Origin of the sequence: Stenotrophomonas sp. CASM114, assembly GCF_049384325.1 — a bacterium.
Classification (GTDB): Bacteria; Pseudomonadota; Gammaproteobacteria; order Xanthomonadales; family Xanthomonadaceae; genus Stenotrophomonas; species Stenotrophomonas muris.
This window is the reverse complement of the sequence record NZ_JBMRGJ010000005.1, coordinates 39,980-56,476: the sequence shown is the minus strand read 5'-3', so window position 1 is coordinate 56,476 and position 16,497 is coordinate 39,980. Positions and strand designations below refer to the sequence as shown.

General features: G+C 67.3%; 16 protein-coding genes. 8 read left to right on the top strand and 8 right to left on the bottom strand.

Annotated elements, in window-relative coordinates; genetic code table 11:
* Nucleotides 1-30: 30 nt before the first annotated feature.
* Nucleotides 31-2,502 (bottom strand): NAD-dependent DNA ligase LigA, encoded by a 2,472-nt coding sequence (gene ligA / locus VG566_RS07360; protein WP_172412079.1) that lies wholly within the window; start codon nucleotides 2,500-2,502, stop codon nucleotides 31-33.
* A 240-nt stretch (nucleotides 2,503-2,742) separates the two neighbouring features.
* Here ligA and VG566_RS07355 point away from each other — a divergent pair, with 240 nt between their 5' ends.
* Complete coding sequence (locus tag VG566_RS07355; protein WP_049420860.1) at nucleotides 2,743-3,867, top strand: pyridoxal phosphate-dependent aminotransferase; 1,125 nt, start codon at nucleotides 2,743-2,745, stop codon at nucleotides 3,865-3,867.
* Between the two features lie 90 nt (nucleotides 3,868-3,957).
* Here the strand turns inward: VG566_RS07355 and zipA are convergent, their stop codons facing one another.
* The 7 genes from zipA to VG566_RS07320 all read right to left on the bottom strand — a co-directional run bounded on the left by zipA (nucleotide 3,958) and on the right by VG566_RS07320 (nucleotide 10,899).
* Complete coding sequence (gene zipA / locus VG566_RS07350) at nucleotides 3,958-4,695, bottom strand: cell division protein ZipA (RefSeq protein WP_014647658.1); 738 nt, start codon at nucleotides 4,693-4,695, stop codon at nucleotides 3,958-3,960.
* A 46-nt stretch (nucleotides 4,696-4,741) separates the two neighbouring features.
* Nucleotides 4,742-8,245, bottom strand: a complete 3,504-nt coding sequence (gene smc, locus VG566_RS07345) for a chromosome segregation protein SMC (RefSeq protein ID WP_241884563.1) — start codon at nucleotides 8,243-8,245, stop codon at nucleotides 4,742-4,744.
* Nucleotides 8,246-8,504: 259 nt separating this feature from the next.
* On the bottom strand, nucleotides 8,505-8,954 hold the full coding sequence (rplI, locus tag VG566_RS07340; RefSeq protein ID WP_014647660.1) for a 50S ribosomal protein L9: 450 nt from the start codon (nucleotides 8,952-8,954) through the stop codon (nucleotides 8,505-8,507).
* Between the two features lie 104 nt (nucleotides 8,955-9,058).
* Entirely contained in the window at nucleotides 9,059-9,289 is a 231-nt protein-coding gene (gene rpsR, locus VG566_RS07335) for a 30S ribosomal protein S18 (protein ID WP_002804494.1), read from the bottom strand.
* Between the two features lie 11 nt (nucleotides 9,290-9,300).
* Nucleotides 9,301-9,738 carry a 30S ribosomal protein S6 gene (gene rpsF / locus VG566_RS07330; protein WP_006452997.1) on the bottom strand — a complete coding sequence of 146 codons (438 nt, stop codon included), beginning with the start codon at nucleotides 9,736-9,738 and terminating at the stop codon, nucleotides 9,301-9,303.
* Between the two features lie 185 nt (nucleotides 9,739-9,923).
* Nucleotides 9,924-10,466 (bottom strand): CbrC family protein, encoded by a 543-nt coding sequence (locus tag VG566_RS07325; RefSeq protein ID WP_032962041.1) that lies wholly within the window; start codon nucleotides 10,464-10,466, stop codon nucleotides 9,924-9,926.
* A 94-nt stretch (nucleotides 10,467-10,560) separates the two neighbouring features.
* Complete coding sequence (locus VG566_RS07320; RefSeq protein ID WP_241884564.1) at nucleotides 10,561-10,899, bottom strand: HesB/IscA family protein; 339 nt, start codon at nucleotides 10,897-10,899, stop codon at nucleotides 10,561-10,563.
* Between the two features lie 128 nt (nucleotides 10,900-11,027).
* Here VG566_RS07320 and asnS point away from each other — a divergent pair, with 128 nt between their 5' ends.
* The 7 genes from asnS to kynU all read left to right on the top strand — a co-directional run bounded on the left by asnS (nucleotide 11,028) and on the right by kynU (nucleotide 16,476).
* The gene (asnS, locus tag VG566_RS07315) at nucleotides 11,028-12,422 is read left to right on the top strand and encodes an asparagine--tRNA ligase (protein ID WP_241884565.1); all 1,395 of its coding nucleotides are present in this window, start codon (nucleotides 11,028-11,030) and stop codon (nucleotides 12,420-12,422) included.
* 30 nt (nucleotides 12,423-12,452) lie between these two features.
* Nucleotides 12,453-12,752 (top strand): hypothetical protein, encoded by a 300-nt coding sequence (locus tag VG566_RS07310; RefSeq protein ID WP_241884566.1) that lies wholly within the window; start codon nucleotides 12,453-12,455, stop codon nucleotides 12,750-12,752.
* 7 nt (nucleotides 12,753-12,759) lie between these two features.
* A complete protein-coding gene (locus VG566_RS07305; RefSeq protein WP_006453002.1) occupies nucleotides 12,760-13,074 on the top strand; it encodes a hypothetical protein in 315 nt (104 codons plus the stop codon).
* 7 nt (nucleotides 13,075-13,081) lie between these two features.
* Nucleotides 13,082-13,720: an FMN-binding negative transcriptional regulator gene (locus VG566_RS07300; RefSeq protein ID WP_241884567.1), complete on the top strand. Its 639-nt coding sequence runs from the start codon at nucleotides 13,082-13,084 to the stop codon at nucleotides 13,718-13,720.
* 72 nt (nucleotides 13,721-13,792) lie between these two features.
* Nucleotides 13,793-14,455 carry a carbonate dehydratase gene (gene can, locus VG566_RS07295; protein ID WP_010480460.1) on the top strand — a complete coding sequence of 221 codons (663 nt, stop codon included), beginning with the start codon at nucleotides 13,793-13,795 and terminating at the stop codon, nucleotides 14,453-14,455.
* A gap of 19 nt (nucleotides 14,456-14,474) precedes the next feature.
* A complete protein-coding gene (locus tag VG566_RS07290) occupies nucleotides 14,475-14,996 on the top strand; it encodes a 3-hydroxyanthranilate 3,4-dioxygenase (protein WP_041864228.1) in 522 nt (173 codons plus the stop codon).
* A 205-nt stretch (nucleotides 14,997-15,201) separates the two neighbouring features.
* A complete protein-coding gene (gene kynU, locus VG566_RS07285) occupies nucleotides 15,202-16,476 on the top strand; it encodes a kynureninase (protein ID WP_100450312.1) in 1,275 nt (424 codons plus the stop codon).
* The last annotated feature ends 21 nt before the right edge of the window (nucleotides 16,477-16,497 follow it).

Genomic DNA, 16,497 nt, shown 5'->3' with positions numbered 1-16,497 from the left:
CATGCCGGGCGCCAGGCACCCGGCGGGTCATCATTCGTGTTCGGCGAGGTAGGCCAGCAGGCGGTCTTCGTCCCACACCGGCACGCCCAGCGATTGCGCCTTGTCCAGCTTGGAGCCGGCCTCGGTGCCGGCGACCACGAAGCTGGTCTTCTTCGACACGCTGCCGGAAACCTTGGCACCCAGCGCTTCCAGGCGTTCCTTGGCGGCATCGCGGGTGAGCTGGGCCAGGGTGCCGGTCAGCACCACGGTCTGCCCATCCAGCGGGCCGGCCACGATCTCGGCCAGCGCCGGCGCCTTGGCCAGGATCTGCTGCATCGCCTTCTCGGCTGCCAGCAGCATCGCGCCATGGCCATCGGCATCGAGCCAGTCGGCCAGACCGCGCGCAGTGTCGTCCGGCAGGCCGGCGTTGACGAACTGGCCATGCTCGGCATCCAGCACCGCCTGGGCACCCGGCAAGGCAGCCACCAGCTTCTCCGCACGCAGGCGGGTGATGCCGGGGATTTCCGATTCGACCAGCAGTTGCGCCAGATCCAGGCCTTCGCGCAGCTTGGCACTGGGCGCATGCACATCACTGATGCGCACCTGCCCGACCTGCAGCAGGTCGTCGATGGCCTGCTGGTTGCCCTGCTGCTCGAAGAAATGGCCGAGAGAACGCGCCACTTCGCCACCGATGTCCGGCACGCGCTTGAACAACGGCCATGGCAGGTGGCGGATCAGTTCCAGGTCACCGAACCACTGCGCCAGCGCCTTGGCCGTGCTCTCGCCGACGTGCTCGATGCCAAGCGCGAACAGCAGGCGCTCCAGCGTGGCTGCGCGACTGGCGTCGATTGCCGCGATCAGGTTGTCGGCCCATTTGGTGGCGATCTTCTTCGTGTTCCATTCGAAGCTGGCCGGCTGTGCCAGCGCCTGCGCGCGCCACGCCGGATCGTTGCCATCCAGCTTGAGCACCGCATTGAGCACCGCGCCGCTGCCTTCTGCCGGCAGGTGCAGCTTCAGCGCGGCGGCCAGTGCGGAAGGGTCCTCGGCATCCAGCACCAGCTTCAGATGCAACAGCTGGTCGCGGTTGAGCCGGTACAGATCGGCCACGCTCCTGACGATGCCGGCGTCGACCAGGGTTTCGATGTACTTGTCGCCGAGGCCGTCGATATCCATCGCACGACGCGAAGCGAAATGGGCAATGGCCTCCTTGCGCTGCGCAGGGCAGGACAGTTCGCCCGAACAGCGCCACGCGGCTGCACCTTCCTCGCGCACGATTTCCGAGCCGCACACCGGGCAGCGCGTCGGCATCTGCCAGGGCGAGGTGCCCTGTGGACGGCGGTCGAGGATGACGCTGACCACTTCCGGAATCACGTCGCCAGCACGTCGCACGATCACGCTGTCACCGACACGCACATCGAGACGCGCGATCTGATCGGCATTGTGCAACGTGGCATTGGACACGATCACGCCGGCCACAGCCACCGGTGCCAGCCGCGCGACCGGCGTGGCGGCACCGGTGCGGCCGATCTGGATCTCGATCGCCTCCACCGTGGTGCTCTGTTCCTGCGCCGGGAACTTGTGCGCGATGGCCCAGCGCGGTGCACGCGAGACAAAACCCATGGCCTGCTGGCCGGCGCGGTCATCCAGCTTGTAGACCACACCATCGATGTCGAACGGCAGGCCATCGCGACGCTCGCCGATGTCACGGTAGTAGCCGAGCAGGCCGTCGGCGCCTTGCACCACCTTGCACAACCCGCTGACCGGGAAGCCCCAGGCGCCGAGCTGGGCCAGCGTGCCCGAATGGGTGTCCGGCAGCTCGCCGCCCTGCACTTCACCGGTGCCGTAGGCGAAGAAACTCAGCCGGCGCTGCGCACTGATCTTCGGATCGAGCTGGCGCAGTGAACCCGCTGCCGCGTTGCGCGGGTTGGCCAGCACCTTGCCGCCCTGCTGGCGCGCACGTTCGTTGTAGGCCTCGAAGTCGGCGCGGGCCATGTACACCTCGCCACGCACCTCCAGCACATCCGGCCAGTCCTTGCCGTGCAGGCGCTTGGGAACATCGCCGATTTCACGCAGGTTGGCGGTCACGTCCTCGCCGGTACTGCCATCACCGCGGGTTGCGCCGAGTACGAAATGACCGTCCTCGTAGCGCAGGCTGATCGCCAGGCCATCCATCTTCGGTTCGGCCGAGAACTGCAGGCTGCGGCGGCCCAGGCGCTCATCGATGCGGCGCACGAAGTCGGCCACTTCCTCATCGCTGAAGGCATTGGACAGCGACAGCATCGGCACCGCATGGCGCACTTCGGGGAAGCGGCCGGACGGGCGTGCACCAACCTGTTGGGTCGGGCTGTCGGCACGGGCCAGTTCCGGGTGCTCGCGCTCCAACGCTTCCAGCTCGCGCACCATCCGGTCGTAGTCGACGTCGGGGATCTCCGGCGCGTCCAGCTCGTGGTAGGCGCGGTTGGCCTGGGCGATCTGCCGGCGGAGATCTTCGGCGCGTTCGGCGGGGCTGGGGCTCATCGGGATCCGGTGGTTCTGGGATGGCCGGGGATTCTACCGCGCCCGGCCGTCAAGCCCTGTAACGCCCCGCCCTTGCAGCGTCGAGCGTGCTCGACGGGCGCTCCCCGCTCCGGTGCCAACCTTCTCTCTCATTCCGGTAGGTGCCAACCTTGGTTGGCACATCTGCATGGCTCGACACCACAAAAAGCACCTTGCCGCCCGCTCACGCCGGCGCTAGCGTGCGACGGCCCCATCGGAATCCTGCCCATGACCCTGCCTGACTCCCGTAGACGCTTCCTGCAGCTGGCCGGTGCCAGCCTTGCCGTCGCCGGCAGCGGCCTGCCGCTGCGTGGCCAGGCCCAATCCGCGGCCACCGTCGGTGCGGCCCCTGCCGAAGGCGCGGTACTACTGAACTTCAACGAATGCCCCTACGGCCCCTCCCCCGCTGCCCAGCAGGCGGCGCGCGACAGCATCGCCAGCTGCGGCCGCTACCGCTTCGCCCTGGCGGCACAGGTGCGCGATGCCTTCATCGAGCAGGCCCGTATCCCGGCCGACCATGTGCGCCTCTATCCGGGCTCGAGCGAACCGTTGAACCGCGCCGCCACGTTGTGGACCGGCCCGCAGGCGGGACTGGTGGTGGCCGACCCCACCTTCGAGACCCTGGGCGAGGTCGCTGCCGCACATGGTGCACACGTGCAGAAGGTGCCGCTGCGCAATGACGGCGCACACGACCTGCGTGCGATGGTCGCAGCCGCGCATGCGCGCCCGACCGGGCTGCTGTACGTGTGCAATCCGAACAACCCGACCGGTTCGATCAGCCCACCGGATGAGCTCGCCTGGCTGCTGGCCCACAAGCCTGCCTCCACCCGCGTGCTGGTCGACGAGGCCTACCTGCAATACAGCGAGCAGCCCAGCCTGATCGCGCAGGTGGCGCAGCGCGACGATCTGATCGTGCTGCGTACCTTCTCCAAGCTGTACGGCATGGCCGGCCTGCGCCTGGGCCTGGCGGCCGCACATCCCGAGCGTCTGCGCGAGCTGGCCAGCCCCGGCGACAACCCGCTGCCGGTGCCCGCGCTGGCGGCGGCGCTGGCCAGCCTGCAGGATCCGCAGCTGATTCCGCAGCGTCGCCTGCAGAACGCCAAGGTGCGCCAGGCCACCATCGCATGGCTGGGCAAGCGTGGTTTCAGCTGCCTGCCGTCGGAAGCGAACTGCTTCGTGGTCGACGTGCAACGCGACGGCAGCACGTTCGCCAAGGCGATGGCCGACAACGGTGTGGTGATCGGGCGCAGCTGGCCGATCTGGCCGCAGCACGTGCGCGTGACCGTCGGCAGCGAGGACGAGATGGCCGCGTTCCGCCGCGCGTTTGCCAAGGTGGCCGGCGTACCGGCGTAGACCCCATCCACGCATGGCGTGGATCTACTGTTGTGGGTGCCGACCGTTGGTCGGGGTGGGTGCCGACCGTTGGTCGGCACGCCATGGCGCTCACCAGCGCGGGGTCTTGGTCAGCGGCGGCGCCTGGTGCTGGCGGTCGTAGGCGCGCAGCTCGTCACGGATGTGCGCGATGCGCTGGCGACCCAGGGCGTTGCGGCTGTCATCCAGCACCACGCCATCCAGCAGTTCGGCCATGCGCTGCACCGTCGGCAGCATCTTCTCCCAGGCATCCAGCGCGGTCAGCGGCGCCGGCAGGGTCAGGAAGAAGGCGATGGCCGGGGTTTCCATGGCACGGATGTTGGCCATGTCGAAGCTGCCTGGCTTCATGATGCTGGCCATCGAGAAGATCGGCCCGCGCTCGGGATGGCCTTCCACCAGACGGTGGAACACGTTCATGTGGCCGAACACCAGGCCGGTCTTCTCCGCCGCTACCACGATGTCTTCGCCGCGCAGCTGCTCGCCGGCCCGGGCGGCCACGAACAGCGAAACGATCTTGTCGAAATCCTGGGTGGCGCGCTTGCCGAGATCGCTGGCGCCCGGGTCGGTATCGCCCAGGCCGAGTTCGGCCTGTTCGCCTTCCGTGCCCATGCCCGGTTCGACGCGGCCATCGGCCACGACAACGCCGTCCTCGCCCAATACCGGTTCGCGGCGCTCGCCGCTGGCCGGTTCCGCGCTTTCCACGCGGCGTCCCTGGGGCTTCTTCTTCGGACGGCCAAACAGGAAGATCGCGGCGATCAACAGCAGGCCGGCGGCCAGGATGCCGATGCGCAACAGTGCCGTGTCGGACATTCGATAGGTTCTCCGGCTAGTTCATTCAGGTAACTAGGATGGCACGTCAGGCCGCGCCCGCCAATCGCGCGGCTTCTTCCAGGTCCACGCTGACCAGGCGGCTGACGCCCGGTTCGCGCATGGTCACGCCCGAGAGCTGGTGCGCGGCCTCCATCGTCGCCTTGTTGTGGCTGACGAACAGGAACTGCACCTTCTCGCTCATTTCCTTGACCATGTTGGCCAGCCGGCCGACGTTGGCTTCGTCCAGCGGCGCGTCCACCTCGTCCAGCAGGCAGAATGGCGCGGGGTTCAGCTGGAAGATGGCGAACACCAGCGCCACTGCCGTCATCGCCTTCTCGCCGCCGGACAGCAGCGAGATGCTGGACACGCGCTTGCCCGGCGGGCGCGCCATGATGGTCACACCGGTGTCGAGCAGGTCTTCACCGGTCAGCTCCAGGTAGGCGTGGCCGCCACCGAACAGGCGCGGGTACAGCGCCTGCACGCCAGCATTGACGCGGTCGAAGGTGTCCTTGAAACGGCCGCGGGTCTCGCGGTCGATCTTGCGGATGGCATCCTCGAGGGTTTCCAGCGCCGTAGTCAGGTCGGTGTGCTGCGAATCCAGGTAATCCGAGCGCTGCGAAGCCTCGCCGTACTCGTGGATGGCCGCAAGGTTGACCGGCTCCAGCCGGCGCATGCGTGCGTCGATCTGATGCACGGCCTGCTCCCAGTCGCCCAGGCGCGCATCCTCGGGGAGTGCGTTGAGCACGTCCTGCAGCACGAAGCCGGCCTTTTCCACCGCCGCCTGCAGGGTGTCCGCGCTGAGCACCAGTGCCTGCTGGTCCAGCTTGCGCTGCGAAATACGCTCGCGCTGGGCCAGCGCCTGTTCGTCACGCTGGTGACGGGTCTGCTCGTAATTGCGCAGCTCGGCGTCGATGCCGTCCAGCAGCGTCCGCGCCTCGGTCAGCACGCGATCGGCGCGCACGCGCTCTTCCAGCGCGTTCTGGTGTTCGGCCTGCAGCGCTTCGACCGGCGAATCACCTTCGTCCAGCTGCGAGTGCAGCTCGCCCAGTCGCGAATCCAACTGCCCACGCTGGGTGCCCATGCGCTCCAGCGCCTGGCTCAACGAGGCCAGCTGCGCACGCTGCGATTCCAGGGTCAGGGCCAGCGAATGCGAGCGCTCGCGCACTGCACGGGCAGCATCGCGGGCCAGGTCGCGCGCCTCGGTCAGCTGGCGGCGCTCGCCCTCCAGCCGCTGCCGGGTCGACTCCAGGTCACCCATGCTGCTGACCGCGTTCTCCAACCGCGAGCGCGCTTCGCGCGCCTGCGCGTTGTTGGCTTCAATCGTTTCCTGCAGTTGCTTCAGCTCGCCTTCGATGCGGTCGATGCGCGTGCGTGCAGCCTCTACCTTGCCCTGCTGCCCCTGCAGCTGGCCGGCCAGCTCGGACACCGCGCGGTGGGCCTGGTACAGCGCGCGCTGCGCGTCCTCGCGCTGCTGTTCGGCGGCCTGCAGTTGCTCACGGAAACCGGCCAGCTGTTCTTCCAGCTCGGCCTCGCGGTCCTGCAGCTGCTCGATCTGCTCGCGCAGCTCGTTGATCTCGCGTTCGCGCAGCAGCGCGCCCTGCTGGGCTGCACCGGAGCGCGACACGCGCAGCCAGCCCTGGCCCAGGCGCTCGCCGTTCTGGGTGATGATCGAATCGCCTTCCGGAAGGCTGGCCTGCAGGGCCTCCGCCTCGGACAGGTCCTTGGCACCATGCAGGTGCGCCAGCAGGCGACGGATCGCCGCCGGGCCACGCACGCGTGCGGCCAGCGACGTCGGTGCAGCCTTGACCTCGGCATCCGCGCTGGCGACCAGCGCAATGTGGCCGTCGCCGAGTTCGCCGAGGGCGTTGACCAGGCTGCCCGGGTCATCGACCAGCACGCCTTCGATCAGCTGGCCGAGCGCACTTTCCACCGCGTTTTCCCAACCGGCATCGACGTCCAGGCGTTCGCCGACACGTGCCGCCGAATCCAGCCCGCGCGCCTTCAGCCACGCGACGGCCGCGCCCTGCTCCTGGCCCAGCGCGGCCTGCTGCAGGGTTTCCAGCGAGGCCAGGCGACCGCGCAGGCCGTTGGCCTGCTTGCGCAGTTCGGCCAGTTCGTTCTGGCCATTGCGCTGCTGTTCCTGCACGGCCGCCACGCCCTGCTTGCGCAGCTCGACGTCTTCGCTCAGTTCATCCAGCGCGGCCTTCTGCGTGTCGTGCTGCAGGTGCAGCTGCTCGAAGGCTTCTTCCAGCGCGTCCACGTCCAGCCCGGCGCGCTCGGCGGCCAGGGCCTCGCGACGCCGGTCGGCGTCGAGGATCTGCTTGTCCAGGTAGTCCACGCGCGTGCGCTCGACATCACCGGCGCGCGACGCCTCCGAACTCTGCGAGGTGTGCTGCTCCCAGCGCTGCTGCCAACTGGCCAGCCGGTCTTCGGCCTCGCGCAGGCTTTCCTGCTTGATCTCGTTCTCTTCCTGCAGCGCTTCCAGCTGCGGGGTGGCGGCCTCCACTGCCTCGCGCAGCACCCTCAGTTTGGCCTCGTCGCCGCTGATGTGCTGGCCCAGTTCGGCCAGGGCCTGCTGGGTTTCATCGCGCGCCTTGTGCAGGCGCTGCGACAGCTCGCGCTGGTGCTGGATCTGCTGTTCCAGGCGCGCCAGCGTGCTGCCGACCTGGTAGACCGCGGCCTGCGCGGTGTTGAGCGCGTCGGCGGCCTCTTCGCGCCGCGCGCGCGAGGTCTCGATGCGGGCCTCGGCATCACGCTGGTCGGCGATCAGCTGCTGCAGCTTGGTCTCTTCCTGCGACAGGCCTTCGCGCAGCTTCGACAGGCGTCCGTCGAGACCACGGAATTCCAGCGCCTTCCACTCGGCATCCTTGACCCGGCGCTCTTCCTGCAGGGCCTGGTACTGCTCGGCCTGCCTGGCCTGGCGCTTGAGGTGTTCGAGCTGCTTGCTGATCTCGTCGCGCAGGTCGCCCAGCCGGTCCAGGTTCTCGCGGGTGTGGCGGATGCGGGTCTCGGTCTCCTTGCGGCGCTCCTTGTACTTGGAGATGCCGGCTGCCTCTTCCAGGTACACGCGCAGGTCTTCCGGGCGCGCCTCGATGATCTGGCTGATCATGCCCTGCTCGATGATCGAGTAGCTGCGCGGGCCCAGGCCGGTGCCGAGGAACAGGTCGGTGATGTCGCGACGGCGGCACTTGGTGCCGTTCAGGTAATAGTTGCTGGTGCCGTCGCGGCTGACCGTGCGCTTGACCGAGATTTCGTTGAACGAGGCGTATTCGCCGGAGATCGTGTGGTCGGAGTTGTCGAAGATCAGCTCGACGGTAGCCTGCGAGACCGGCTTGCGGGCATTGGACCCGGAGAAGATCACGTCGGTCAGCGAGTCGCCACGCAGGCGGCTGGCCGAACTCTCGCCCATGACCCAGCGCACGGCATCGATGATGTTCGACTTGCCGCAGCCATTGGGGCCCACCACGCCGGTCATGTTGGTCGGCAGGTGCAGGGTGGTCGGATCGACGAACGACTTGAAGCCGGACAGCTTGATCGTGGAAAGACGCATAGGGGTTCCGGACTGGGGCCGGCAAGCGGCCTGCGTTTACCCTCCAAGTCATTGATCCTGCTGGGATCGATGCCCGTGGAACGGGTGTGACGCCCTGAGTATACCGATGTGGCCGTGTTCTACGAATGGGCGTGGAACATTGTCCGGCCCCACCCCGTCGGCCGGACGTGGCCGCACGCCACGAAACGGAGCCATAAAACAAAACGGGCACCCTTGCGGGCGCCCGTTCTGCGGTGATGCCAGGCCTTGCGGCGTGGGATCAGGCTTCGGCGACGACGACGACCTTGACGGTGGTCTCGACGTCGGCGTGCAGGTGGATCAGCACGTCGTACTCGCCGATGTTGCGGAAGGCGCCTTCGCCCAGGATGACTTCGCTCTTGCTGACCGGCAGGCCGGCAGCGGTGAAGGCATCGGCGATTTCGCGGGCGCCGACCGAGCCGTACAGCTTGCCTTCGGTCGAAGCGTTGGCCGGGATGGTCACGCTCGCGCCGTCCAGCTTGGCCTTGCGGGCGTCAGCGTCGGCGTGGATGGCCTGGGCCTTGGCTTCGTATTCGGCGCGCTTGGCTTCGAACTCGGCCTTGTTGCTCTCGGTGGCCGGAACGGCCTTGCCCTGCGGCACGAGGAAGTTGCGGCCGTAGCCCGGCTTCACGTCGACCAGGTCGCCCAGGTTGCCGAGGTTGGTGACTTTCTGCAGGAGGATCAGCTGCATGGTATTGCTCCAGATGAGTTATTCGTTAGCGAGGCGATGCCCCGCAACAAAGGCTGTCCGAATAGCTGGCACAGCGGGGCGGCACCAGGCCGCCCCGCCGGGCATCAGACGTCGTGGTTGTCGGTGTACGGGATCAGGGCCAGGAAGCGGGCGCGCTTGACGGCGGTCGCCAGCTGGCGCTGGTACTTCGACTTGGTACCGGTGACGCGGCTCGGCACGATCTTGCCGTTCTCGGTCAGGTACTGGCGCAGGGTGTTGAGATCCTTGTAGTCGATCTCCTTCACACCTTCAGCCGTGAACTTGCAGAACTTGCGGCGACGGAAGAACTTGGACATGGGAAGGCTCCTTAGGCGGCGGAAGCGGCGTCGTCGCCGGCTTCGTTGTCAGCGGTGGTGGTGGACTCGCCTTCTTCGTCGTCACGACGACGGCGCTCACCGCGCTCCGGCTTGTCACCCTTCTCGTCCTTGCTCTTCATGATCAGCGACTGCTCGGTGTCAGCCTCGTCACGCTTGATGACCAGGTTGCGCAGCACGGCGTCGTTGAAGCGGAAGCTTTCGGTCAGTTCGTTCAGAACGGCCTGGTCGGCTTCGATGTTCATCAGCACGTAGTGGGCCTTCACCAGGTTCTGGATCGGGTACGCCAGCTGGCGGCGGCCCCAGTCTTCCAGACGGTGGATGGTGCCGTTGCCGTTCTCGACCAGCGACTTGTAGCGCTCGATCATGGCCGGGACCTGCTCGCTCTGGTCCGGGTGGACCATGAACACGATTTCGTAATGACGACTCATGTTTTTTCTACCTTTCGGATGTGGCCTTGCGGCCGGACAGCCCCCCGCCGTTGAGACCGCGGTGGGGCAAGGATTCCCGCCGGGAAGGCAGGAAGCCGCGCATTATGCGGCAAGCGGCGCCACCGGGCAACCGGGCGCAAACCGGGCAACCTGAACGGGAGCGCCGGCCCATGTCCGGCACGTGCTCATTCCAGATCGACGTGAAGACGATGCTGGCCGCATTCCAGGCATTGGAACAGGCAGCCGACCATCATCCCGTCCCGGCTCAGATGCTCCAGCACCCAGTCGGCGTCGCGCGGATTGACCGCCGCCACGTCCGGCCGGACCTGGTCGAGGATCGGCAGCAGATCGTCGCTGCCGGCGTAGCCGAGGAAGGCGCAGGGCCGTTCGCAATGGCTCAACCAGACCGATTGCTGCCAGGAGGAGTAGCCCGGGGTGCGCTCGCAGATCTCCAGCAGCAGCTCACGGGCGATGGTCGGCGGCGGATCAGCCGGATCCGGGGATACCCCCTCGATATCGCTCCAGCCGGTGAACTCGCCCTCGTAACTGGCCGCAGCCCTGCCATCGGCGATACACCAGGGGCACAGGTAATCCGGGCGCAGGCGGGTATAGAACGGTCCGCGATAGCGCAGTGCGCGCGCCTGGCCGCAGCAGTCGCAGATCCCCTCGACCTCTTCGAAGGAGAGGTCGTAGGCGTTGGGGTGATAGGTGAAAAGCGGTCGTTCCATCCGTGGGGTCCCTGCCGAGCCCAGCGTGCCGACCAAGGTCGGCGCCCACCAGAGCACGCCTGGTCAGCGCCGGGCCATGCCCGGTGGCCGGCCCTCAGGCCTTGTCGGCGTCGGTGGTGAAGCTCTCGCCGCAGCCACACTCGGCGGTGGCGTTCGGGTTGCTGAACGTGAAGGTCTCGCTCAGGCCATGCTTGCCGAAGTCGATCACGGTGCCGTCCACCAGCGCCAGGCTCTTGGCGTCGACGTAGATCTTCACGCCCTCCTGCTCGAACACCGTGTCGCCCTCGCGCTCTTCGCGGGCCAGGTCGGTCACGTGGCCCCAGCCTGAGCAGCCGGTCTTGGTCACGCCGAAACGCAGGCCCAGCGCGCCGGGGGTCTGGGCGACGAAGCGCTGCACGCGCTCGAAGGCAATGGGGGTCAGGCTGACGGTCATGGGGCTACTCCAGAGGTACGGGGACATTATAAGGAGCCGTTGCCACGAAAAATGCCTCGCAAGCAGAACGCTGCAACCGGTAAACTCCCGTGTTCACAGATCGAGTCGATCAGCAGAGGATTCAAGTCATGACGGTGGTCAGCGTTGAACATGCGCTTGCCGGGAAGATCCCGGAAGGCGGCGAAGTCACGGTACGCGGATGGGTGCGCACGGTGCGCGGTTCAGCGAATCTGGCCTTCGTGAATGTGAGCGACGGCTCCTGCTTCGCCCCGATCCAGGTCGTGGCCGGCGACAGCCTGGCCAACTTCGATGAGATCAAGCGCCTGACCAGCGGCTGCTCGGTCATCGCCACCGGCACGCTGGTGAAGTCGCAGGGCAAGGGCCAGTCGTTCGAGATCCAGGCCAGCACGCTGGACGTGGTCGGCTGGGTCGAAGACCCGCTCACCTACCCGATCCAGCCCAAGCCGATGTCGCCGGAGTTCCTGCGCGAAGTGGCGCACCTGCGTCCGCGCACCAATCTGTTCGGCGCGGTCACCCGCATCCGCAACTGCCTGGCCCAGGCCGTGCACCGCTTCTTCCACGAGAACGGCTTCAACTGGATCAGCACCCCGATCATCACCACCTCCGACGCCGAAGGCGCCGGGCAGATGTTCCGTGTGTCCACCCTGGACATGGTGAACCTGCCGCGTGACGAGAAGGGCGCGATCGATTTCAGCCGCGACTTCTTCGGCAAGGAAACCTTCCTGACCGTGTCCGGCCAGCTGAACGTCGAGGCTTACTGCCTGGCGCTGAGTAAGGTCTACACCTTCGGCCCGACCTTCCGCGCCGAGAACAGCCACACCACCCGCCACCTGGCGGAGTTCTGGATGATCGAGCCGGAAATCGCCTTCGCCGACCTGGCCGAAGACGCGCGCCTGGCCGAGGAGTTCCTGAAGTACCTGTTCCGCGCAGTGCTGAACGAACGCAGCGACGACCTGGCCTTCATTGCCGAGCGCGTGGACAAGAACGCGATCACCAAGCTGGAAGACTTCATCAACGCACCGTTCGAGCGCATCGACTACACCGACGCGGTCGGCCTGCTGCAGAAGTCCGGCAGGAAGTTCGACTTCCCGGTTGAATGGGGCCTGGACCTGCAGACCGAGCACGAGCGCTGGCTGACCGAGGAACACGTCGGCCGCCCGGTGGTGGTGACCAACTATCCGGAGCACATCAAGGCCTTCTACATGCGCCTGAACGACGACGGCAGGACCGTTGCCGCGATGGACGTGCTGGCCCCGGGCATCGGCGAGATCATCGGCGGCAGCCAGCGCGAGGAGCGCCTGGACGTGCTGGACGCGCGCATGGCCCAGTTCGGCCTGGATCGCGAGCACTACAGCTGGTACCGCGATTTCCGCCGCTATGGTTCGGTGCCGCACGCCGGCTTCGGCCTGGGCTTCGAACGCCTGGTGGTGTACGTCTGCGGGCTGTCCAACATCCGCGATGCGATCCCGTACCCGCGTGCGCCGGGCAGCGCGGACTTCTAAGCCCCACACGACCACGGAGGTACCGCCCCCATGACCCTGTTCTTCGCCCTCTGTTTCGTCGGCGTTGCAGTGGCCGGGTTCAGTGCCTTCGTGATCTTCTGGCCGCTGACCTTGGTGCACGTGCGCGACCGCCATCCGGCGCTCGCCGCGCGCTTCGGCAGCGGCGCCTTCCTCAAGCCCGATGCCCTGACCTGGCTGCTGCGACGCGACTATCGGCAGCAACCGGACCGCTCGCTGTCCGGGCTGGCGACACCGGCCTGGGTATCGCTGCTGACCCTGCTGGCCGGACTGGGCATGGCCGCCCTGCTCTGGCTGGCCTCGCTCTGGTAATACGCTCATGAATGACATCACCGCCTCGCGCGACAGCTGGTGGCTGGCCAGCCTCGGCAACACCCTCATCTGGGCGCGCCTGCGCGTTCGCCCGGCCGGCACTGCCGAAGTGCTCGACAGCGATGGCAACACGCTGAGCTACGACAGCGAAGACACCGCCCGTTCGCAGTTGTTCGACGCCGAGTTCGTCGAGTACGACGGCCTGGACGAGGAGGACGCACTGGTGCGCGGCTTCAGCCTGCACGAAGTGCAGCCGCCGCAGGCCGACAGCGACGAGGGCCTGCGTGGCCGCATGATCCAGTCACTCGGCGGGCGCGCCTGACCCCTGCATGTTCACCCCGCGCGCCTTCGCCGAGACCGACCTGCACTGGCTGGACCGCCTGCTGGCGCGCGACCCGTTCGTTACCGTGCTCACCCCCGGCAGCGATGGCCTGCCGGAGCTGACCCGGATGCCGGTGCTGTACCGGCGTGACGGCGACCAGATCGAACTGCGCGGCCACTGGGCCCGCGCCAACCCGCAGTCGCGCCACAGCGGCGCGGCCAAGGTGCTGGTCGATGGACCGCACGGTTACGTCTCCGCCAGCTGGTATCCGGACAAGGAGCCCGCCGCGCGGGTACCGACCTGGAACTACGCTGCTGCCGAGCTGCGTGGCCAGCTGCAGACCTTCGACGATGCCGGCGCGCTGGCGGAGCTGGTCGGCGCGATCAGCGACCGCTTCGAAGCCAGCGTCGGCCAGGCCTGGCAGTTCGATGCCACGCGTGCCGAACATGGCCCGGAGCTGCGCGCCATCGTCGGCTTCCGTTTCCAGGTCGAACATGTGCAGATGAAGCTCAAGCTGAGCCAGAACCATCCCGACGCGAACCAGCGCGCCGTGATCGCGGCACTGGAACAGCTGGACACCCCCTCTTCCACCGAGTTGGCGCAGTGGATGCGCTGGCACCGCGAACAGGCCGCCCGCAGCGACTGAACGCCGCAGATTCCCGCGACGACGCAGCCGGACGGCTGCGGCGCGCCCCCACCCGACGCCAGGGACCCGAACATGAAAGACATCCACAAGCTGCTGCAGAACAACCGCGACTGGGCCGACCGGATCGAGAAGGAAGACCCCGAGTTCTTCCACCAGCTGGCCAAGCAGCAGCACCCGGAATACCTGTGGATCGGCTGCTCCGATTCGCGCGTGCCGGCCAACCAGATCATCGGCATGGCCCCGGGCGAAGTGTTCGTGCACCGCAACGTCGCCAACGTGGTCGCGCACACCGACCTGAACTGTCTGAGCGTGGTGCAGTACGCGGTGGACCAGCTGAAGGTGAAGCACATCCTGATCGTTGGCCACTACGGCTGCGGCGGTGTGCATGCCTGCCTGCACAACACCCGCGTCGGCCTGGCCGACAACTGGCTGCGCCACGTCGGTGACGTGATGCAGAAGCACACTGGCATCCTCGATGCGATCGAGACCGATGAGCTCAAGCACGCGCGCCTGTGCGAACTGAACGTGATCGAGCAGGTGGCCAACCTGTGCCGCTCGACCATCGTGCAGGATGCGTGGGCCCGCGGCCAGAAGCTGATGGTGCATGGCTGGGTCTACAGCCTGAAGGACGGACGCGTGCGCGAGATGGGCATCGACGTCGGTTCGCAGGAAGAGCTGCAGCCTGCATATGAAAAGGCCCTGTCCTACATCCCGCGCAAGGGCAAGCGCGACTGAGCCCTTACGGATGACCATCATGCTCGCTTCGCCGATCAACCTGCACGCCTGGATCGAAGAGAACCGCCACCTGCTGAAGCCGCCGGTGGGCAACAAGATGATCGACAACGGCGATTTCATCGTGATGGTGGTCGGCGGGCCGAATTCGCGCACCGACTATCACTACGACGAAGGCCCCGAGTGGTTCTACCAGCTCGAAGGCGAGATGGTGCTGAAGGTGCAGGAAGACGGCGCGGTGCGCGACATCCCGATCCGCGCCGGCGAGATCTTCCTGCTGCCGGCAAAGGTTCCGCACTCGCCGCGGCGCCCGCCCGGTGGCATCGGCCTGGTGGTCGAGCGCAAGCGCCTGCCGCACGAGATGGACGGCGTGATCTGGCACTGCGAGCGCTGCAACCACAAGCTGCACGAAGAGTTCTTCCCGCTGCAGAACATCGAGACCGACCTGCCCAAGGTGTTTGCGCGCTACCACGCCAGCCTGGAGCTGCGTACCTGCAGCCAGTGCGGGCACGTGGATCCGCTGCCGGTGCCAGCGGTGGGCTGAGCCCCTCGAACGGTAGTCGCCCACCTTGGTGGGCGCTTGCTCGCTCCCGCCCTGGTAGATGCCCACCTTGGTGGGCGCTTTCTTGTACGTGCGCCAACCAAGGTTGGCGACTACCGGATCACACGGCGCTGGTGCCGGGCCGGCTGCTACCGGGCCATGCCCCAGGCGCTACACTGGCGGTCCCGTTGCAGCCTGTTGCCCGACCATGTCCGACCTGCTCAGCCGCACCCACGCCATCGCCCTGGACGCCGCCGATCCGCTGCGCCCGCTGCGCAATGAATTCCTGATTCCGCGCCATGAGGGCGGCGAGCAGACCTACTTCGTGGGCAACTCGCTGGGCCTGCAGCCGCGCGGCGCGCAGGCAGCGGTGCAGGAAGTGATGAAGCAGTGGGGCGAACTGGCGGTGGAAGGCCACTTCACCGGCCCGACGCAGTGGCTGTCCTACCACCGCCTGGTGAGCGCGCAGCTGGCCCGCGTGGTTGGCGCGCTGCCCAGCGAAGTGGTGGCGATGAACACGCTGAGCGTAAACCTGCATCTGATGATGGTCAGCTTCTACCGGCCGACCACGCAGCGCCCGGTGATCCTGATGGAAGCCGGCGCGTTCCCGACCGATCGCCACGCAGTGGAAGCCCAGATCCGCTTCCATGGCTTCGACCCGGCCGAGTGCCTGGTGGAAGTGCAGCCAGACGAAGCCAACGGCACGATTTCACTGAACGCCATCGAGCGCGCCATGACCGAACACGGCCCGCGCCTGGCGCTGGTGCTGTGGCCTGGCGTGCAGTACCGCACCGGCCAGGCCTTCGACCTCGATGCGATCACCCGCGCCGCCCGCCTGCAGGGCGCACGCATCGGCTTCGACCTGGCGCACTCGGTCGGCAACCTGCCGCTGCGCCTGCATGACGTGGCCCCCGATTTCGCCGTGTGGTGCCATTACAAGTACCTCAACAGCGGCCCGGGCGCAGTGGCTGGCGCCTTCGTGCACGAGCGCCACCACCGCGATACCACCCTGCCGCGCTTTGCTGGCTGGTGGGGCCATGAGGAAGCCACCCGCTTCCAGATGGCGCCGCAGTTCACCCCGGCCATCGGCGCCGAGGGTTGGCAGCTGAGCAATCCACCGATCCTCGGCCTGGCACCGCTGCGCGCCTCGCTGGACCTGTTCGAACGTGCCGGCATGGAGGCGCTGCGCAGCAAATCGCTGGCGCTCACCGGGATGCTCGAAGCACTGGTACGTGCGCGCCTGCCGCAGGTGCTGGACATCATCACCCCGGCCGATCCGCAGCGCCGCGGCTGCCAGTTGTCGCTGCGCGTGATCGGTGGCCGCGAGCGTGGCCGCGCACTGTTCGAGCACCTGCGCGGCATCGGTGTGCTCGGCGACTGGCGCGAACCCGACGTGATCCGCATCTCGCCCACCCCGCTCTACAACCGCTACCTGGACGTGCACCACTTCGTCGAGGAAGTGGAAGCCTGGGCCGGCCTTTGAGCCGGTCCCTCCCCTGCTGCT